Genomic DNA, 19,637 nt, shown 5'->3' on the forward strand with positions numbered 1-19,637 from the left:
TCACCACAGTTCACTGAAGAGGGCCAGCAGCGCGCCGAGCGCGAGCGAACACACACCCAGGCGCAGCCACCGGTATTTCGCGGCGAGCACGGCTCCGTGCACGCTCGCCTGGTCGAGCAGCCAGCCGGTGACGTCCTCGCCCGACACGGCGAGGCGGGCCAGCAGTTGTTCGGAGGTGGCGCGGGTCGCCAGGTCACGCAGCAGAGTGCGGTCGGCTCCGATGCGGGTGCGCGGCAGGATCACCGCGACGAGCATCAGCACGCCCGCACTCCAGAACAGTCCGCCCACGACGAGAAGCGGCGGCACCAGGTCCGCGGCAGGCAGCGGGGTCTCTCCCTTGGAGGCCACGACGGCGAGGAAGGCGACCGCGCCGGAGAGCAGGATCGCCGCCTTCGTGTCGGCTCTGCCGATGTCCTCGCGGACCGAGGTCAGCAGACTTTCCGCCATGAAGCGGACATCCTCGGGTGCGGAGGACCCGGGCCGGCCGGGCCCCGGGGCGCCGGAGCTCATTCGTCGTCCCAGTCGTCGAATGCCTCGCTGGGCCTGCTGGGGCTGCGCCGGGACCGGCGACGCTCGTCGAGGTCCCGTTCCGCGGCCGACTCCACCCGGGTCGGTTCGTACACATACGGATCGCCGGAGCCCACGCCGGAACCGTCGGGCGAGCCGTCCGGCGAACCGGAGCCCGAACCGTCGCGCGAGCCGAAACCGTCGCGCGAGCCGTAGCCCGGACCGATCCCGGACGGTTCCTCCTCGTCCCAGAAGGGCCGCTGCGGCTCGGGCCGCACCGCCCGTTCCTCCAGCGCGGGGCGCTGCACGCCGGACCGGGGCAGCACATGGTCGACGACTCCGCCCAGTACGCCGCCGGTGCTTTCCCGCAGGAACTGCAGCACCTCGTACATCGGCTCCCCGATGTCGTGACGCTCCAGTACGCCGCTGTCGATGAGCCGGTTGAACACCGCGAGGAAGTCGGCCTGCCCATCACGCTTCTCCTGACGGATCGCGCGCCGGATCTCCCACTGCTTGTCCGGGTTCTGCGCCATGTGATGCGCGATCTCGGCCTCCTCGCCGCGGCGCAGCAGGATCTCCACCTCACGGGCGCGTTCGGCGACCAGCCGGCGTTCGGCCGCGTCCTCGTACTGCTTCTGGACGTTCTGCTGGACCAGCGTGTTGAGATCGATGAAGACATGGACCCAGGTGCGCAGGCCGAGGTCGTGGCCCAGGGCCAGCCGACCGGCCCGCAGTTCCTCCCGTACCGCCTCGTCCGCGCGCTGGGCGTCGGTGAGTGCGAACCGCCGGGACACGGCGCGCAGCCCGTCGAGGAGTTCGTCGTGCAGCAACTCGGCGACGTCCCAGACCCGTTGGGTGACGACCACATAGGGGTCCGTGACCTCCCAGTGCACCTTCGCCGACGCGTCGAAGAAGATCCCGTCTCCACAGGCGGGCAGCCGGAGGTCGAACTCGGTGACGTTGCGGCCGAGAAGGACTTCGAACACGGTGTACGCGCGGCTGAGGAGCCACGTCCTCTGGTGGTTCTCGCGGCGTCCCGGCCACACGACACTGTGCCCGCCGTTTCCGTACAGCACGACGGCCGCGATCTGGCCGCTGCGACGCCGGTACGGCGGCGAGCACTCGCGTACGAGAGGTCCCTTGGGACGCTCCCGGTGCTGCTCCCGGTCCTTGTCCCGGTCCATGTCCGTGTCCCTGCTCCCGTCCCTGTTCCCTTCCTGCTCCGGGCGCTGCCACGGTCGCGGTTCCCGGTTCCGCTCAGGGTTCTGCGCCCGGTTCGGTTCCGGCGGCGGCGCGGGCTGCCCCTGGCGCTGCTCGCGCTGCGGGCCCTGGTTCTGTTTCCACTCCCAGCCCTGGTTCTGCTTTGCGGCGCCCGGCTCCTCGTCCGCCCCTCGCGCGGTCACCGCTCAGCTCCTTCAGCCACGGCATCCCACATCCGCCCCGCCGCCGCCTTGTTCAGCGGCCGGTCGCGGTCCCTGACGAGGTCCGCCAGCAGGCTCCTCAGCCGGTCGCGGTCCCTGCGCGTGGCTGCGAGCAGCGGCAGGAAGCCACAGACCAGCCCGAGTGCTTCCTCATTGCGGGCGGCCCGGCGCAGCATGCTGCTCAGCTCGTCGAGCGCCGTCGCTCCGGCGCGGCCGGTGGAGACGGCGCGCCGCACCAGGGCCGCGAGGTCCGGCGCGAGATCGGGCCGGGTCGCCAGCAGCGCGACGATCAGCGGCTGGGTGTCGTACGGCTCGAGTTCGGGGACCTCGTCAAGGCCCCAGAGGTAGGTGGTCCGCATGGTGAGCGTCCCGATCATGGAGATCAGCACGAGATCGGCGAGCTTCCTGCGCCCGTCCTCCAGCCAGTCGAAGAGCCGTTCCACGACTGTCTCGGGCTCGCCGGAGGCGAGGAGCCGCATGATGCTGAACGACGCCGTGCCGATCACGCCGGCGTCCTCGTCGCCGAGCCTGCGCACCACATCGGCCAGGGCATCGAGCGAGGACCTGACCGATCCGGCCGGCAGGACATAGCCATGGGCGAGCACGGCGGTGTCACGCAGCGAGTCGTCCTCGCTCTTTCCCCACTCCTTCACCAGCGCCTTGACGGCAGGCTGCACCTTCGGCTCGCGCGCCGCCTCGGCGAGCGCCGTGGCCGCGGCCATCTGCGGGACGACGCCGTCCAGCGTGGCCATGGGGCGCACCAGTTCACCGAATCCGTAGATCCAGTCCCAGGAGCACAGGACACCGGCCGCGATGGAGGCACGCACCCACACCTCGGGGCGCGGATCGTCGCACAGGACCCGCAGCCACCGGGCCATGGGGCCGCGCACATTGTGGTAGCCGTGCCACACCTCGCGGAGCACCGCGGTCGCCAGCGCCTCGCCCTGGAAGCGGATGGCGCGCATGGGGACCTTGGCGTCTCCGAGGTCGAGTTCGCCGTCCTCCAGCACGGAGCGGGCGACCATCGGGCGAATCTCGGCATGGGTGCCGAAGAGGCGGCGCCCCATGGGCTCTTCGGGATCGAGGGTCACCGCAAGCTCCCACGCCAGCAGTTCGGCGGCCTCCGCCGCGAGGCTGTAGGGAGAGCCGTTGAACACGGCCACGGCGATACGGAAGGCGGCCGCGCTCAGCGTCGGCCGCGCCTCGGGAAGGGTGCCCGGCCGGTCGGCCCCAGCGAACCACGCGCGTGCCTGTGCCCGGACGAACGAGGCACAGTCGTCGAGCAGTTGCTCGTCCGTCAGCTCGCCCTTCTGACGGCGGGCAAGATGATCGGCGAGCCGGGCAGCCTCCCGGGGCCGCAGCTCGTCGAGGCCGAGTGCCTCGGTCACATCGGCACGAACGGCCAGCGCCCGCGCGCTTTCCAGTGCGCCTTCCGGCTCCCCCTTGAGCAGCACCCGCAGATGGCGGTGGAGCACCTCCTCGGCGGGGGCGGGCGGGCAGTACATGCCGTAGCGGCCGCGGAGCACCCGGTCGGCCAGGTCTCCGCTCTCGATCAGCACCACTCCGTACGCGTCCGACGTGCGCAGCAGTTCGGCGAAGCCGTCGAGGTGGAGCTCGGAGAGCCGACTGGGCCCGCGGGTCTCCGGGCGGCGCTCGCCGCGGCGGCGCTCGGGTTCCGGCCGCCCGTCGTCCTGCGGCAGCTCCAGCAGATGTCCGGCTCCCGCCTCGATCATCTGCTCGTTGATCTCGTGCACGGCGTGCGTCGGGTCGAGACGGGTGACCTGGTTGCCCGTCAGCTCGGAGAGCAGGGCGAGGGCGGTGGCCTTGCGGCCGCTGCCGGGCTCGCCGCACAGCACCAGAAGGCCGTCGGTGCGAAGGAGTTGCTTCATCCGGTGGTAGCCGGAGGCCTCGCAGTAGACGTCGGCGAGCTGGTTCAGCGTCTCCTGCGGGACCCTGCCCTGGACGACGGGCCGGCTGTCGGGGCCGAACTGGCCGATGAAGAGATTGCCCTCATACACCTGGCCGTCGCCGCGGATGTCGTACGTGCGCTCGGCACGGCCGGGTGCGAAGGTGCGCCGGGCCGCGTGCGCGGTGCCTGCGCCTCCGGTGCCGCCCGCGCCGCCGAGGGAGTTGCGTCCGACCTTCTCGAAGGGATTGGCCTCGGTCTGCTGCTGCTCGCCCGAGTCGCCGCCGCTGTTCTCGGAGGCGGGGGACTGCGGCTGCGGCTCCTCGCTCTTGTCGTCCTGGGGCGGAGCGTCGTCCTGGTCGCTCATGCGGCATCGCCTCCCGTGCCCGGGCCGTCTTTGCGGATGCCGGTGAATCCGCCGTGGATCTCATTGCCCTTGAAGATCTGCAAGTCCCCCTGGGCGTTGTACGTCCGCTGCTCCTCGTACGTCCGCTGCTCCTCGGGTGGGGAGAAAGGCGGTGGGCCGTCCCCCTTCGGCCCACCGCCGGTCCGATGCCCGGCCGGGCCGTCGAGCGGCGGCTCCGGCCGGCGGGGAATGAGGAACCATGCCGCCTCGTCGGTCTCCTTGTTCCTGACCGCCGCCTGGCGGTAGTGGCCCGGCTCGACATAGCGCCCGCCCTCGGCGACCACATTGGTGTACAGCCAGTCGGAGACCACGATCAGAAGGTCGGCGTCGGGGGCGTTGGCCATGACCCGCTTCGCGGCGGCGCTGTCGCACAGCCGGCAGGCGAGGTCCACCGCGCGTCCCACAAGGCCCTTGCCGTCGCTCAGGACGAGGCCCGCGTTCATGCCGACGCGTAACCGTAAGCGCTGGGCGCTGCCGTCGTTGAGCTCGCGCAGGCTCTCGTAGAGGGTGTCGACCCACCGGCCGACCATGAGGGTCGGCGGTACCTCGGGCTGCAGGGCCGCGAGTATGCCGTCCCCCCTGTCCTCCTGGTGAACCCGGCCCGGCTCCATGCCGACGGATGCGTAGGCCTCCGCGAACGCCTCGTACATCGCGGCGCGCATGCGCTTCTTGGCTTCCAGGCCCAACTCCCCCGAACCACAGGCGTCTGCGAAAACGACCAGTCTGTGGACGGCTCCCGCACTGCTCACTGGGACTCCCTGCGTGTGCTGTGGCGCTTGGTGACAGGTCAACTCTTGCCGCGCTCGGCGACCGGCGATGTAGCCGTTTACACAGCCGGCGGAGATTTCTCCGAGGGCCGTGTCCCCGGTGGCTGCACCCGGCCCTGGGCCAGCAGCAGGAGCACCTGAAGATCGGTGACGATCACTCTGCGGTTGGCTGTACGAACGACGTCCTGCTCCCTGAGCAGGCGTAGTGCCTTGGCGACCGCCTCCCGGGTCGCTCCTATGGCTGCCGCCAGGTCGTGCTGCGGCAAGGGAAGTTCGAGCACGGTGCCTTCGTCGGCACGGCGGCCGGCCCGCTCGGCGAGTTCGACGAGGCGGGCGGCCAGCCGCTGCAGGACGGTCCCGGAGGCCAGGGAGCGGCGCTCGATGTCGGAGCTGCGCAGCCTGGTGCTGAGCTGACGCATGATCAGTGATGTGGCGTGCGGCCGGGCGGCGAGGAAGCCCCGGAAGCGGACGCCGGACACGGCCACCGCCTCCACCCGGCCGAGTGCGGTGACGGTGGCGCTGCGGGGCCCCTGGTCGACGGCAGCCTGATCACCCACGACCTCGCCCGCGCCGCGCAGCGCGAGAATGAGCCGGGCGCTGCGCTCCGTCTCGACCGAAACAACGGCCCAACCGGAGAGCAGGGCCAGCACATAGGTCGTGGTGTCCCGTTCGCGGATCATCACGTCGCCGGGTTGGTAGTTGCGGGACGCACCCTCGGCAAGCAGCGCCCGGCGGTCCTGGACGCTGAGTGCGTCGAGGAACGAGCGGTCCTGGCCGAACAGACTCATCGCTCCCCCACAACGATCCATCTGGCCCTTTTCCGGGGGACCACGGCATCTCTCGGTGTGTGCTTCCTCCCACGTCAAGTGGCGTCGTCGGCCTCAGAGTTGATGTCACGTCACACGGCGGGGTGAAAAAACGCTAGGTGTCACGGCACTTGAGCGTCAACGCGAAACCGGCGTGCGCCCCTCCCCCGCACCCATGCGCCCCTCTTGGCGTCGATCAGGCGTCCGATTAGGGGATCCGGCGGATCGGGCCTGATCCGCCGGACACCCGCTGGAGCCGGGGGGCGACCGGCCTAGAGCCGGGGGTCGACCGGCCTAGAGCCGGGGGTCGACCGGCTCCGACTCCAGTGCCAGCACCGCGAACACCGCTTCGTGAACCCGCCACAGCGGCTCCCCGTCCGCAAGCCGGTCGAGGGCTTCGAGCCCCAGCGCGTACTCCCGCAGGGCCAGCGAGCGCTTGTGGTTCAGGAACCGGTTGCGCAGCCGCTCCAGGTTCTCCGGGCGGGTGTACTCGGGGCCGTAGATGATCCGCAGGTACTCACGGCCGCGGACCTTGATGCCCGGCTGCACGAGCCGGCCCTTGCCGTTCCGCGCGAGGGCCTGGAGCGGCTTGACGACCATGCCTTCGCCGCCCCTGCCGGTCATCTCGAGCCACCAGTCGACACCGGCGCACACCGAGGCCTCGTCGGCTGTCTCGACGAGGAGCCGACGGGTGACCTGGAGCAGACCCGTCGGGTCGTGCTCCACCAGCCGGTCCAGCCAGGCCAGTTGCTCGTCGTGCGGTACGGAGGCGAGCGAACGCCCCTGCACGGCGAGAATCTGGAACGGCGCGAGACGTACCCCGTCCAGTCCCTCGGTCGTCCAGCAGTAGCGCCGGTAGGCCTCGGTGAAGGCCGCGGCGTCGGCGGCCCGGTCGCGCTGCTCGGCGAGCAGCGCGTCGACCGCCAGGCCGCGCGCGACGGCCGCTTCGAGGGCAGCCGTGGCGCCCGGGAAGACGGCGCGGGAGGCGGCTCCCACCGCCGCGTACTGCGAGCGCAGCAGCCCGGACGCCTTGAGCGACCAGGGCATCAGCTCAGCGTCCAACAGCAGCCAGTCAGTGTCCAGTTCCTGCCAGAGCCCGGCCTCGGTGACGGCCATGCGCAGCCGGCCGAGAATCTCCTCGGTGACCGAGGGGTCGTCGAAGAACGGCCGTCCGGTACGCGTGTGCAGCGCTCCCGTCGGGCCTCCCCCAGAGCCTGCGGCATGGGAGCTACCCCCGACCCCGAACCTCTCGCGAGCGGCCGCGGCGTCACGGCAGACCAGCGCCACCGCCCGCGAGCCCATGTGCTTCTCCTCGCACACGACCGTGCCGATGCCGTCCGCCCGGTACTGGGCGAATGCCTCGGCCGGGTGCTCCAGATAGCCCTCCTCCTTCGAGGTCGCCGTCGGTGACATCGTCGGCGGCAGGTAGGTGAGCAGCCGCGGGTCGACCGCAAAACGGCTCATGACTTCGAGCGCCGCCGCGGCGTTCTCCTCGCGCACGCCGATGCGGGCCATGTGCCGGGTCTCCACCACCCGGCGCCCCTGCACATCGGCGAGGTCGAGCGGCCTGCCGTCGCGGCCGCCCGGCGCCTCGGTACCGAGCGGCTTGACCGGCTCGTACCAGACCTTCTCGGCCGGTACGTCGACGAGTTCGCGCTCGGGCCAGCGCAGCGCCGTCATCCGGCCGCCGAAGACCGCTCCGGTGTCCAGGCAGATGGTGTTGTTGATCCATGAGGTGCTGGGCACCGGCGTGTGGCCATAGACCACGGCGGCCCGGCCCCGGTAGTCCTCCGCCCACGGGTAGCGCACGGGCAGGCCGAACTCGTCCGTCTCGCCGGTGGTGTCGCCGTACAGCGCGTGCGAGCGGACCCGGCCCGAGGTGCGCCCGTGGTACTTCTCGGGCAGTCCTGCGTGACAGACGACGAGCCTGCCCTCGTCGAGGACGTAGTGGCTGACGAGTCCGTCGATGAACTCCCGCACCTGCTCGCGGAAGGCGCCGTCCTCCTTCTCCAACTGCTCGATGGTCTCGGCCAGTCCATGGGTGTGCTGGACGTTTCTCCCTTTGAGCCAGCGTCCGAGCTTGTTCTCGTGGTTGCCCGGCACGCACAGGGCGTGGCCGGAGGCGACCATGGCCATGACGCGGCGCAGAACGCCGGGGCTGTCGGGTCCCCGGTCGACCAGGTCACCCACGAACACCGCCGTACGGCTTTCGGGGTGTGCTCCGTCCACATAGCCGAGCTTGGCGAGCAGCGTCTCCAGCTCGGAGCTGCAGCCGTGGATGTCGCCGATGATGTCGAAGGGGCCGGTGAGGTGGGTGAGGTCGTTGTAGCGGCGTTCCAGGACGACCTCGGCGGCCTCGACCTCCTCAACCCTGCGCAGGACGTGCACCTTGCGGAAGCCCTCGCGTTCGAGGCCGCGCAGTGAACGGCGCAGTTCGCGGCGGTGGCGCTGGATGACATGGCGCGGCATCCCGGCCCGGTCGGGGCGGGAGGCATTGCGCTCGGCGCAGACCTCCTCCGGCAGATCGAGGACGATCGCGATCGGCAGCACGTCGTACTCGCGCGCCAGCCGCACCAGCTGCTTGCGGCTCTCCGGCTGGACGTTGGTGGCGTCGACGACGGTCAGCCGCCCGGCCGCGAGCCGCTTGCCCGCGATGTAGTGCAGTACGTCGAAGGCGTCGCCGCTCGCGCTCTGGTCGTTCTCGTCGTCGGCGACGAGGCCGCGGCAGAAGTCCGAGGAGATGACCTCGGTGGGCTTGAAGTGCTTGCGGGCGAAGGTGGACTTGCCCGACCCGGTGGCGCCGACAAGGACGACGAGGGACAGGTCGGTCACCGGGAGCCGACGCTTCACGGGCGCGGTGGTCGTGGTGGACATGGTCATGCGGCCTTCGCCTCCTTCTCGATCTCGGTGGTGTCTTTTCTGCTGAACACAGCCATCTGAGTGGGCGGCCCGACCTCGGGGTCGTCCGGCCCCACGGCTACGAACTCGACGCCGTAACCGTCGCGTTCGGCCACCTCACCGGCCCACGCGCGAAACTCCGCACGCGTCCACTCGAAGCGGTGGTCGCCATGGCGCACATGCCCGGCGGGGAGCGTCTCCCAGCGGACGTTGTACTCGACGTTCGGCGTGGTCACGATCACCGTCTGCGGGCGCGCGGATCCGAACACCGCGTACTCCAGCGCGGGCAGCCGCGGCAGATCCAGGTGCTCGATGACCTCACTCAGTACGGCCGCGTCATAGCCCGCGAGCCGCTTGTCGGTGTAGGTGAGCGAGCCCTGGAGCAGCTTGACCCGTGCGGCCTGCCGCTCGCCCATCCGGTCCAGCTTCAGCCGACGCCCGGCGATGGTGAGCGCCCGCACCGAGACGTCCACTCCGACGATCTCGGTGAAGCGAACGTCCTTGAGCAGCGCCTGCACCAACTGGCCCTGTCCGCAGCCCAGGTCGAGCACCCGGCTCGCCCCGGCACCGCGCAGCGCCTCGAGGATCGCGTCCCGCCGCTGCTCGGCGAGCGGCACGGGCTTGTCTTCCGTGTCGGTCGTCTCGTCCACGGCATTGTCGACGGACTCGACCTCCAGGTCGTCGGCCTCGGCGAGCCGTACCAGCTCAAGACGCTCCATCGCCTGACGCGTCAGCCCCCAGCGCCGGGAGAGGTAGCGGCTGGTGATCAGCTTCTGCTCGGGGTGCTCGGCCAGCCAGCCCTCGCCCGCCCGCAGCAGCTTGTCCACCTCGTCGGGCGCGACCCAGTAGTGCTTGGCGTCGTCGAGGACCGGCAGCAGGACATACAGCTGCCGCAGCGCGTCGGCGAGCCGCAACTCCCCCTCCAGCACCAGCCGTACGTAGCGCGAGTCGCCCCACTGCGGGAACTGCTCGTCCAGCGCGACCGGCTCCACCTCGACCGAGGTCCAGCCCAGCGGCCCGAAGAGCTTGCGGACCAGCTCGGCTCCACCGCGCGCGGGCAGCGCCGGCACCTCGACGCGCAGCGGCAGCGGTGCCTCGGCCCGTCCGGGCAGCGCGGCGCACACGCCCCGAAGGGCGCTCTTGAACACGCTGCTCAGCGCGACTGCCAGTAGCGAGGACGCGGCGTAGGGCCGGTCGTTCACATACTGCGCGAGCGCCGAATCGGGTGCTCCGCCGCGGCCCTTCCCCTTGCCGCGCCGAACCAGTGCCACCGGATCCACCTCCAGCAGCAGCGCGGCCGTACAGCGCTCGGCGGATGCCTCGGGATAGAAGACATGCGCCGCGCCGTGCGAGGTGGAGAACGTCTGCGCCTTGTCGGGATGCTTGTGCAACAGAAAACCGAGGTCGGTCGCGGAACGTTCTGGGGTGCCGGTCGTACTGATCGTCAGGAACACGCGTACGAGTATGGCCGGATTCACCCGTCCCCGACCAGGGAATTCCCGCCGCGTGCGGGCCCCGGGACGCCCTGTCCGACACGTCCCGCGCCCCACCTTCCCTACCGGCCGGCCTGCCTGACGGCACTCACAAGCTCCGCGATCTGCCGTGGCCCCACCCGGCAGCAACCACCCACCAGCCGGGCCCCGGACGCCAGCCAGTCCCCGACCCTGCCCGGGTCGTACGTCGCCCCGCCCCGCCACCCCCGTTCCCCGGCATCCCACCGCTCCCCGCTGTTGGGATAGACGACGACCGGCTTGGAGCTGACCGCGGCCGCCAGCTCCACCGCGCGCTCCGCGTCGCTCGGCTCGCAGCAGTTCACCCCGACCGCGATCACCTGGTCGCGGCCTGCGGCCAGGGCGAAGGCCGCCGCCAGTTCCTGCCCGGCCCGGGTGCGCTCGCCGGTGATCGTGTACGAGAGCCAGACCGGCAGCCGATAGGCGTCCACCGCCCTCAGCAGGGCCTCCGCCTCGTCCATGTCCGGCACCGTCTCCAGCGCGAGCACATCGGGTCCGGCCGCGACGAGGGCCTCGATCCTCGGCCGGTGGAAACGCTCCAGCTCCCGCACGGACAGCCCGTACCGCCCCCGGTACTCGCTGCCGTCCGCCAGCATCGCCCCATACGGACCGACCGATGCCGCCACCCACACCTCACCCGCAGCCAACTCGCTGGCAGCGCGGGCCAGTTCAACACTGCGGGCGAGCAGCCCCGCCGCCTCCTCCTCTGCGACTCCACGCCGCGCGAAGCCCTCGAAGGTGGCCTGGTAGCTGGAGGTGATGAGCACCTGCGCGCCCGCCCGCACATAGGCCGTGTGCGCCGCCTCGATCTCGCGGGGATCGTCGGCGAGCAGCCGTGCCGACCAGAGCTCGTCGGACAGATCGCAGCCCTGTGCCTCGAGCTGGTTGGAGAGGCCACCGTCGAGGACGACGACACCCTCGGCCAGGGCGGCGGCAAGGGGGCGGGCGGGGCGCACAGGGATCAGCTCAGCTGGGACTGAACCTGGGCCGAGATCAGCTCCAGGTGCTCCAGGTCGTCCAGGTCCAGGAGCTGGAGGTAGATCCGGGACGCACCGATCGCGCCGTACCGCCCGATTTTGTCGACCACTTCGTCGGGCGAGCCGGCCAGGCCGTTCGCCTTCAGTTCCTCCACCTCCCGTCCGATGGCGGCGGCGCGGCGCGCCACCTCTGCGTCGTCCTTGCCCACGCAGACGACCAGGGCGTTGGAATACACCAGGTCGTCCGCGCCACGCCCGGCCGCCTCGGCGGCGGCCCGGACCCGGCCGAACTGCTGCTCGCTGGCCTCGATCGAGGCGAACGGAATGTTGAACTCGTCGGCGTACTGCGCGGCCAGTCTCGGGGTGCGGATCGCCCCGTGCCCACCGATCAGCACCGGCACCTTCCGCTGGAACGGCTTGGGCAGCGCCGGCGAGTCGGCGAGCTGGTAGTACCTGCCCTCGTGCGAGAACTTCTCGCCGATCTCCGTGCCCCACAGCCCAGTGACAATCGCCAGCTGCTCCTCCAGGCGCGCGGACTTCTCCTTGGGGAACGGAATGCCGTACGCCTTGTGCTCGTCCTCGAACCAGCCCGCGCCGAGGCCCAGCTCAATCCGGCCGCCCGACATCTGGTCGACCTGGGCGACCTGGATGGCCAGCACGCCCGGCAGCCTGAACGTGCCCGCGGTCATCAGCGTGCCGAGGCGGATCCGCTTGGTCTCCCGAGCCAGCCCGGCCAGGGTGATCCAGGCGTCGGTCGGTCCGGGCAGCCCGTCGGCGGACCCCATGGCGAGGTAGTGGTCGGAGCGGAAGAAGGCGTCGAATCCGAGGTCCTCGGCGGCCTTGGCAACGGTCAGCAGGATGTCGTAGCTCGCCCCTTGCTGGGGCTCGGTGAAGATTCGAAGATCCATGGATCCATCCTGCACCTTCGATGGCCGTCAGCCCCACGGTCCCGGCCAGGCACGCACCGGCCCGGTCGGGTCGGAGCCGTCAGCCCGGCGACGCCGCCGGCCCGAGCCGGTCAGTGTCCGGCGTCATGACGACCCCGCCGTCGAGTCCACCGCATCCACGGGTGCGTCCGCGCCGTCCGCCGATCCGGACGAACCCGCAATTCCGTCGGAGCCCGGCGGGCCGGAGCGCCGCCCGGAGGACCCCGGCGCTCGGGACACGGCAGGCGGGCCGGACGCCTCCCGCGCCCCGGACGCTCTGGGCGCTTTCGACACGGCGGGAGCGTCCCGCGCGTCCGGCGCAGCCGCCGGACCCGCTCTGCCCAGGACCGCTTCGGGAGGTCTGTCGCCCTCCCGCACCGTGAGCCGCCGCAGCATCCCCCGTACCCGGTCGCTCGACTCGTCGGCAGCGTCTATCGCCTCGATGCACTGCCAGTACAGCCCCTCCTCGTCGGTGGAACAGGCGACTGCGACCAGGGCGATGCCCACATCCGCCAACAGGGTGCCCAGGGCGATCAACGTCCCCCGTGCATCCCCCACTTCGGAAAGCTGCGCGGCTCTGACCCCGCCGCTGCGCACCATCGGATGGTCGAGCACCCCGCACGCCCGTCCACCGATCTCTGTGAGTCCCCGTGCCTCACCTCTCAACTCCGGCGGCCCGTACGCCGCCAGTCTGCTTCCGATCGCCTGGGCGAGAGCCTGTGCCTGCCACGCCTCCGCCACGATGTCGGGCACTTCACGGCTCCGCGCCAAGGCGTGCCGACTGAGCCCGATGAGCCGCTCCGCGTCCATGTGTACGCCGCCCCCGTTCGTACGACTTACTGCCCACTCAGTTCATTACCCAGAGTGAAGGCGATTGAGCCCGAACGCCAGGGGAATTCGGAAATCTGTGGACACCAAGGCCGATGTGGATAACTCGCTAACTCCATAGAGTGACGAAGCCCTGATCGGCGAAGCATCGGACCCGCGCAGAATCACTCCGCCGGGAAGCGAATCTCGTTCCGGTCGATCTTGTCGGAGAGCGCTGCCAGCACGTCGATGCCGAGGACCTCGCAGAACTGCAGCAGATACGCGAGCACATCGGCGACCTCGTCCCGCACCCGGTGCGCCGAGCCGTCCGAGTCCATCACCCGGGCCGACTGCTCGGGCGTCAGCCACTGGAAGATCTCGACCAGTTCGGACGCCTCGACGCTCAGCGCCACCGCGAGATTCTTCGGGGTGTGGTACGGCTCCCAGCCCCGCGCCGCCGCGAACTCCGCGAGCCGGCGCTGCAACCCCGCCACATCCAGTCCGTCGTCTTCTCTCGTCACGGCACCAGGTCTACCACCGTCACACCGTCCACTCCGCGCGCGTACGACGCGTCGGCCACGGCTCCGACCAGCCGGACATGCCCCCTCGTCGCCATCTCAGCACCCAGCGCCACCAGTTGGCGGACCTGCCGCGGATCCATGCAGCGGTCGAGTCCGTCGGCGAGCACCGTGAGCGCCTGGTATGCCGACGGGACCTCGTCAGCCTGTTCCATGGCCAGCACTCCCGGCCCGGTGAGCAGCACCAGCGCGAGGGCCAGATATCGCAACTCGCCCTCGCCGAGCCGCCCCACGGGGGTCCCGGCGCGCGCTCCGCCCCGGCCCAGCAGCGCCCGCACCGTCCCGTCGCCCAACTCCTCGACGGCCAGCTCCTCCACCGTGCCCCCGCAGCCCACCCGGGCCGCCGCGACCAGCCGGGCGTGCCGGATGGCGCACTCGCTCCGCGTCCGGTGCAGCACCGCGGCGAGGTTGCCGCAGTCGCGCCGCAGCCGCCCCTCCCCCACCTCGACCGGCTCGCGCATCCGGTGCGGCTGCGGATCGCAGGCGAAGACCGACCTCAGCGCGACGACCACCTGCTCGGCGGCCGCCAGCACCTGCAACTGGCCCTGGGTCTTACCGGCCACGCGCAGCGGCAGCAGCGCGGTGCCGAGCCGGTCGTCCGGAAGCGGTGCGCGCGTGACCGTCGCCGCACCGGCCGTATGCCATGCCGCCTGCACCGTGGACCGTGCGGGATCGCGCAGCGCGCTCGTCAGCAGGATCCGTCCGCCGCCCGCCAACCGTTCGCCGACGACGCGCAGTTCGGGCTCGGCCTGCACGGCGAGGTCGAGCTGTACGGGACCGGCCGGACCGTCGACCGTGCAGCCGATCCTGAATCCCCGCCGACCCTGCCCGTCGGCATCGGCCCGCTCCGGCACGCATGCCGAGGGATCGGGGAAGACGCTGTCGAGTTCCTCGCCCGCGCCGAGTCGCGCCAGTGCCTCGTACGCCTGCAGGGCACTCGATTTGCCGCTGCCGCTGGCGCCCGCGAAGAGCGTCAGCGGGCCGAGGGGGAAGTTCGCGCCCCGGTGGGCCCTGAAGGCGGAGAGCCGCAGTTCGGTGACGGTGGGGCGGGCGCTGTTCGCGCCGGTGGGCTGCGTGCGTTCGGGCGTGAGCGGGGGCCCGGCGGGGGAGGTGGCGTTCATGATCGGGACGCTACGCAGCGCGCCTCGCGCGGAACCGTTCCTCTGGATGACCTTCCTACGAACGGGGGACCGCGGCCGCCGCGATCCCTTCGACCTCCGTGCCGATCGGGGCCAGCAGAAAGACGTTCCGGTCGACCCGGTGCATCCCGCTGCCGAGTCCGAAGACGACTCCGCTGCTGAAGTCCAGGATGCGCTTGGCGACTTCGGTGTCGGCGCCGGTGAGGTCGAGCAGCACCGGGATCTGGGCGACGAGGTATTCGGCGACCTCGCGCGCGTCGGCGAAGACCTGCACCCGCAGCACGACGAAACGCCGCTGCTCGGCCGCCGCATAATCCTGCGGGACGGTGCGGTGGTCGACTCGCGAGGGCCACTCGTTACGGCTGCGCAGTGGGACGACCTGGGCCAGGCCCTCCCACTGCTCGTCGGTGACGTCGTACCTCTCGTACCTACTCATGCGCCCATCCTCGCGCTCCTCACCCGTTCGGCCCAACAGCGACACGGGCGAGTCGGCCATGGGTCGATGCGCGGGGGCCCGCCGTCCGGTCCATGCGGACGTCCGGTCAGCCCGTGGTGGGGTCGGGGACGAGGCCGGCGGCGATCAGGCCCGCGAAGACCGCGTCCCTCATGACCTCGACCGCGGAGAAGGGGCGGATCATCACGGTGAACTCCTTGATCAGGCCCGCCTCGTCGAACTGCAGGAGATCGATGCCGTGGACCTCCTTGCCGTTCACCACGGCCCGGAAGACAAGGATCTCCGAGGGGGTCTCGTCGCCGTCGGTGCTGGTCCGGGCCGTGCCCTGGAGCTGCCCGACGTAGCGGAAGTCCTCGAAGGTACGCAGCAGGACACCGAGGAGACCGAGCACCATCGGCCGCCCTTCGAAGGGGGTGAATTTCACCGGGCTGTAGAAGCGGATGTCCTCGGTGAACAGGTCTTCCAATGCGCTGAGATCCCGCTTCTCCACGGCGGCGCGGAAGCGTCCGACAGTCTCCATGATTCCTCCTGTTGCCCCGATTCCGGCGGGGCCTGCTTACTCAAATATCTGACTAGTCACTTTCTTGGGTATCATGGGAACAGAGACCGAGGGAAGGGGCTGCCGCGATGGCTTTGCGACATGCCGTACTGGCGGCGCTGCTGGACGGCGAACACAGCGGCTACCAGCTGGCCAAGGCGTTCGATGTCGGCGTGGCGAACTTCTGGCACGCCCTGCCCCAGCAGCTCTACGCCGAGCTGGCCCGGCTGGAGAAGGACGGGCTGGTCACGGGTCGGCAGGTGGTGCAGGAAACGCGGCCCAACAAGCGCCTGTTCAAGGTCACCGACGCGGGTCTCGCCGAGCTGGAGAAGTTCGCCGCGACCGCGTCCAAGCCCTCCTTCGTCCGCGACGACCTCCTCGTCAAGGTCCAGGCCTCCGACCGCATCGGGACCGGGCCGGTGATCGAACAGCTCGAAGAGCGCGCGTCCGTCGCAGCCGCCAAGATCGAGCTCTTCGGCAAGCTTCTGCGCAAGATGCGGGGCGACATGGACGAGGACGAATTCCTGCGCGGGGGCGAGCGGATCGGGCCGTATCTGACCTGTCTGCGCGGTCTGGCCTTCGAGGAGGACAACCGCACCTGGTGCCTGCGGATCGCGGCCGTTCTGCGCGAACGGCAGCCGGACCGCGCGCAGTTGTAGGTCGTAGGGGCTTGCCTAAATCGCGCGGCGTTCGAAGTCCAGGTCCCGCGCCGCACCCAGCGCCGTGGCCACCGCCCCCAGCAGCACCGCGTCCTCCCCGAGTGTGCTCGGCGCGACCTTCGGAGCAGTGGCGTAAGGGACTTGAGAGTGTCCTGCACGGTCCGCAGCAGCAGGTCCGCGCTGTGGCCGACACCTCCGCCGAGCACGACGAGATCGGGATCGAGGACCGCGGCCACCGCGGCGACGGTGTGGGCGAGCCGTTCGCCCTCCTGACGGACCACCTTGACCACCGCGGGGTTGTCGCGGCGTGCCGCCTCGAAGACGTCCTTCGCGGTCAGCGGTCCCGTCATGCCGAGCGCGCGGGCGGCCTCGACGACGGCCTCGCCCGAGACGGCGTCCCGGACTACCGCGCCCGGCAGGACAGCGGTACCGGTCCGCGCGACAGCGGCACGGAACCGGTCACGGCCTGAGGCCCGACGGCCTGGGCAGGAACGTGTCGGCACCGCGGGACGGAACCTCGCCCCGCGGTGCCGCCCGCGTTGCCTGTCAGGCGGTGTTGACCGTGACGTCGTCGACGATGAAGTCGGTTCGCAGGGAGGCGTCCTCGTTGCAGAGCAGCTTGATCGTCACTGTGTGTCCCCGGTAGGCGGAGAGGTCGTAGGAGCGGTAGACGTAGCTGCTGTTGGCGTTCACGTTGGACAGGGTTCCCAGCGTGGTGGTGGTGGTGCCGTCGACGACCTGCACCTTGAGCGTGTCATACGCCACCTGGTCGGTCTCGAGGGTGCCGATGCGGCTGTAGTACCCCAACCACGCCTGGTTCACGTTGCTCGGGATGGTGACCTGCTGGGACATCGTCTCCGTTTCGGTCGCTCCATAGCCGCCGAACCAGGCGTAGTTGGAACCGGTGTTGGCCGGGTACGTCGACCAGTTGCCGACGAACGACCCACCCATCGTGGCTGTCCAGTTCCAACCGGCCGTGCCGGTCTGGCCGCCAGACGTGTTGGCCTCGAAGCTGGAGTTGAGTAGGCTGGCCCGGTAATCGATGGTGTGCCAGTAGACCCAGTTGCGGGTATTGTTCGACGTGTCCAGCCCGGCGCTGGGGCGGTCGTTCTTGAAGTACCCGCCGAAGCTCGACTCCCTGTGATTCAGTAGCAGGTTGATCGTGCTCGCCTTTCCACCGTCGACCTGGTTCCACAGGTCGATCAGGGAGCCGGCCACGCGGCCTTCCACCGCGTCGCCGTTCTGCCAGTTGGTGATGGAGACCGGCTGGCCGGAGTCGAACCAGGTGGAGTTCATCATGTTGACCGAGGAGCCGCTGGGCCAGACGAACTGGTTGTCGCCCTTGACGTTGCCGGCGGCAGCGTTGGCGAACCCCTCGGTCCAGGCGCACGAGGTGTTCAGAGCCCCCCAGATCAGGTGACCGGCGCAATTTGCGTTGGGCCACCACCAGGTGTACAGGTGGTGCATCAGAGCGTGAGCGGATTCGTGGACCACGAGGTGCTCTGAGTCGGGGTCATTGTCCCGCAGTCTTATGTAACTGGCGGCTGCGTTGGCCCCGGGGAAGTAGTAGCCGCCGTCAGCGTTGCCGGCCCACCATTGGGCTGTGATCTTGCTGCAGTTGCTGGTCTCGTGGGAGGTCCAGCAACTGGTGTTGGAGCCGCGCCACCACCAGGTCAGGTTGAGGGTGTCGAAGGTGTGCCAGGCGCGCATCTGGGCTGCCGTCGGCGCCGTCCAGCCGAGATTCCGGTTGGTGGTGACGTTGTAGACCGCAGGCGTGGTGGTCGAGTACACCGACCCGCTGCCGTTGGTCACCTGCCAGAGCGCACTCTCCGACCGGAACTCCACGAAGAGCAGGTACATCGAGTCGACCGGCAGGGTGAAGCAGAGGTTGTAGGCGCCGGAGTTGTCGGTCAGGCCACTGGCGTAGACCTGCTGCGCGGCATTCGCGGTGGTCTTCCCCCACAGCTTCACGGTGAGGTTGCGGCCGCCCAGCCACGTCCCCGCCTGGTTGGTGAAGTTGAAGCCGCCGCTCACGCAGACCTGCTGGCCGGCGACCTGGGCAACCACGCCGGTGCCTCCGCCGGTCCGCGGAACCTTCGCGAACTTCTTGCTCACCGAGGCCGCCGTCGAGCGCCGCTCGCCCGAACGCCCCGGGAGCGAGGTGATGTCCACCCCTGAGCGGGACACCTCCTCGCCCGGTTTGTTCGTGCCGACGGTGAGCAGCACCGAACCGTGGGCTTCCCGCTCCGGCGACGGCGAGTCGGCGTCGGTGAGGTTGGCCTCGATCTGGGCGGGCCCCTCCGCCGTGGCGCGGACATGCAGGGTGAAGGTGCGCTTGTTGGTGTCGAGGGCCACCACGCCCTTGGCGTCCAGCCACGGGCCTACCTGCTTGGGCGCGCTCAGAGGGGAACCCTCGGTGATGAGCTGGAGGGTGTCGGGCACCCGGACGGTCAGTCGGGCGTGTGCGACGTGGACCTGGGAACGGAGGCTGACCCGGAGGGCCACCGTCTCACCCTTGACTGGGAGCTTGTCCAGCTTCACATCGACCGCGACACAACTGGACGGGGTCTCCGACCGAGGGCTGCTCGGGACGGTAAGCGTACATTTCGGGCTCGTGGCCTGAGGGACGGCTGCCGCCGTCGACGCGAGCCCACCGGATATGAGGACGGCCGCCGCGCCGATAGCGACGGCCCATCGTCTGGGTCTGAACTTGGGGATCATTGTGGTCCTCCGCTGCGAGGGGAGTTCCTGGCAGGGCTGGCCAGGAGGTTGGCACAGCATGGAGGCAACATAATCGAGTGTGCAATATCACATCACACGTAATTTTGGGTGGGTAATCCAGCACACACTGTGAACACGAGCCTCGCCGGCCACCGGCGGGATGGAGGGGCCGGTCGGGCCACGCCGGATCCGGATCCGGGCCAGCGACATGTGGCGAGCCCATGCCGTGCACACACAGTTGGCCTCGTCGGCGTACACGATGAACGCCTGGGACATCGTCGACGAGGTGTTCAGCGGTGCGGTTCAGGGCGCACGGAGGGGCCGAGCCGGCCGCTCCGCAGGGCGAGCATGGCCGTCCCCTGACGGCCGCCCCGCTACCACCAGCCCCGCAAAGTCACCACCGCCTGGCGCAGTCGAGGTGAAGGCGCCCTGAAAGCCAAGCGCATAGAGGGCTCAGGCGAGCCCAAGTGGCCTGCTCTACAGCATCCCTGACGAGACGTCAGTTTTAATATCGCCCACGAGGCTTCCATTGCCATGTGAACTGTGAAATTGTACCTTCGCAGTTTCCGTGGGCATGACAGCTATGGGAATGCCCAACTCCCGCTGTCACCACGGT

The 19,637-nt window shown here is 70.1% G+C and carries 15 protein-coding genes and 2 pseudogenes; 1 reads left to right on the plus strand and 16 read right to left on the minus strand.

Annotation, left to right across the window (positions count from 1 at the left end):
* The 14 genes and pseudogenes from FBY35_RS08530 to FBY35_RS08595 all read right to left on the minus strand — a co-directional run bounded on the left by FBY35_RS08530 (window position 1) and on the right by FBY35_RS08595 (window position 15,623).
* A complete protein-coding gene (locus tag FBY35_RS08530; RefSeq protein WP_142213195.1) occupies window positions 1-447 on the minus strand; it encodes a Pycsar system effector family protein in 447 nt (148 codons plus the stop codon).
* 59 nt (window positions 448-506) lie between these two features.
* On the minus strand, window positions 507-1,910 hold the full coding sequence (locus FBY35_RS08535) for a hypothetical protein (protein WP_142213196.1): 1,404 nt from the start codon (window positions 1,908-1,910) through the stop codon (window positions 507-509).
* Entirely contained in the window at window positions 1,907-4,201 is a 2,295-nt protein-coding gene (locus tag FBY35_RS08540) for a hypothetical protein (RefSeq protein ID WP_142213197.1), read from the minus strand. The genes FBY35_RS08535 and FBY35_RS08540 overlap by 4 nt, the downstream gene beginning before the upstream one ends.
* The gene (locus tag FBY35_RS08545; protein WP_142213198.1) at window positions 4,198-4,989 is read right to left on the minus strand and encodes a hypothetical protein; all 792 of its coding nucleotides are present in this window, start codon (window positions 4,987-4,989) and stop codon (window positions 4,198-4,200) included. The genes FBY35_RS08540 and FBY35_RS08545 overlap by 4 nt, the downstream gene beginning before the upstream one ends.
* 77 nt (window positions 4,990-5,066) lie before the next feature.
* Window positions 5,067-5,795 carry a Crp/Fnr family transcriptional regulator gene (locus tag FBY35_RS08550; protein ID WP_142213199.1) on the minus strand — a complete coding sequence of 243 codons (729 nt, stop codon included), beginning with the start codon at window positions 5,793-5,795 and terminating at the stop codon, window positions 5,067-5,069.
* 312 nt (window positions 5,796-6,107) lie between these two features.
* Window positions 6,108-8,693 carry a polynucleotide kinase-phosphatase gene (locus FBY35_RS08555; protein WP_260848563.1) on the minus strand — a complete coding sequence of 862 codons (2,586 nt, stop codon included), beginning with the start codon at window positions 8,691-8,693 and terminating at the stop codon, window positions 6,108-6,110.
* Complete coding sequence (locus tag FBY35_RS08560; protein ID WP_142213200.1) at window positions 8,690-10,165, minus strand: 3' terminal RNA ribose 2'-O-methyltransferase Hen1; 1,476 nt, start codon at window positions 10,163-10,165, stop codon at window positions 8,690-8,692. The genes FBY35_RS08555 and FBY35_RS08560 overlap by 4 nt, the downstream gene beginning before the upstream one ends.
* A gap of 101 nt (window positions 10,166-10,266) precedes the next feature.
* The gene (gene mmuM, locus FBY35_RS08565; protein ID WP_142213201.1) at window positions 10,267-11,178 is read right to left on the minus strand and encodes a homocysteine S-methyltransferase; all 912 of its coding nucleotides are present in this window, start codon (window positions 11,176-11,178) and stop codon (window positions 10,267-10,269) included.
* 5 nt (window positions 11,179-11,183) lie between these two features.
* On the minus strand, window positions 11,184-12,107 hold the full coding sequence (locus tag FBY35_RS08570; protein ID WP_142213202.1) for an LLM class F420-dependent oxidoreductase: 924 nt from the start codon (window positions 12,105-12,107) through the stop codon (window positions 11,184-11,186).
* Window positions 12,108-12,452: 345 nt separating this feature from the next.
* Window positions 12,453-12,935, minus strand: a pseudogene (locus FBY35_RS37015) (DUF6099 family protein); the annotation flags it as partial.
* A gap of 182 nt (window positions 12,936-13,117) precedes the next feature.
* Window positions 13,118-13,453: a nucleotide pyrophosphohydrolase gene (locus FBY35_RS08580; RefSeq protein WP_142213203.1), complete on the minus strand. Its 336-nt coding sequence runs from the start codon at window positions 13,451-13,453 to the stop codon at window positions 13,118-13,120.
* The gene (locus tag FBY35_RS08585) at window positions 13,450-14,631 is read right to left on the minus strand and encodes an AAA family ATPase (RefSeq protein ID WP_260848564.1); all 1,182 of its coding nucleotides are present in this window, start codon (window positions 14,629-14,631) and stop codon (window positions 13,450-13,452) included. The genes FBY35_RS08580 and FBY35_RS08585 overlap by 4 nt, the downstream gene beginning before the upstream one ends.
* 55 nt (window positions 14,632-14,686) lie before the next feature.
* Window positions 14,687-15,085: a cell division protein SepF gene (locus tag FBY35_RS08590; RefSeq protein ID WP_142213204.1), complete on the minus strand. Its 399-nt coding sequence runs from the start codon at window positions 15,083-15,085 to the stop codon at window positions 14,687-14,689.
* Between the two features lie 106 nt (window positions 15,086-15,191).
* Window positions 15,192-15,623: a nuclear transport factor 2 family protein gene (locus FBY35_RS08595; protein ID WP_142213205.1), complete on the minus strand. Its 432-nt coding sequence runs from the start codon at window positions 15,621-15,623 to the stop codon at window positions 15,192-15,194.
* A gap of 107 nt (window positions 15,624-15,730) precedes the next feature.
* On the opposite strand from FBY35_RS08595, the gene FBY35_RS08600 reads away from it, so the two are divergent.
* Window positions 15,731-16,300: a PadR family transcriptional regulator gene (locus tag FBY35_RS08600; RefSeq protein ID WP_142213206.1), complete on the plus strand. Its 570-nt coding sequence runs from the start codon at window positions 15,731-15,733 to the stop codon at window positions 16,298-16,300.
* Between the two features lie 15 nt (window positions 16,301-16,315).
* Here the strand turns inward: FBY35_RS08600 and FBY35_RS08605 are convergent.
* Both FBY35_RS08605 and FBY35_RS08610 read right to left on the minus strand, forming a co-directional pair.
* Window positions 16,316-16,704, minus strand: a pseudogene (locus FBY35_RS08605) (ROK family protein); the annotation flags it as partial.
* 142 nt (window positions 16,705-16,846) lie between these two features.
* Window positions 16,847-18,805 carry a hypothetical protein gene (locus tag FBY35_RS08610; RefSeq protein WP_222123119.1) on the minus strand — a complete coding sequence of 653 codons (1,959 nt, stop codon included), beginning with the start codon at window positions 18,803-18,805 and terminating at the stop codon, window positions 16,847-16,849.
* Between the last annotated feature and the right edge of the window lie 832 nt (window positions 18,806-19,637).

Origin of the sequence: Streptomyces sp. SLBN-118 (assembly GCF_006715635.1) — a bacterium.
In the GTDB taxonomy this organism is placed as follows: domain Bacteria; phylum Actinomycetota; class Actinomycetes; order Streptomycetales; family Streptomycetaceae; genus Streptomyces.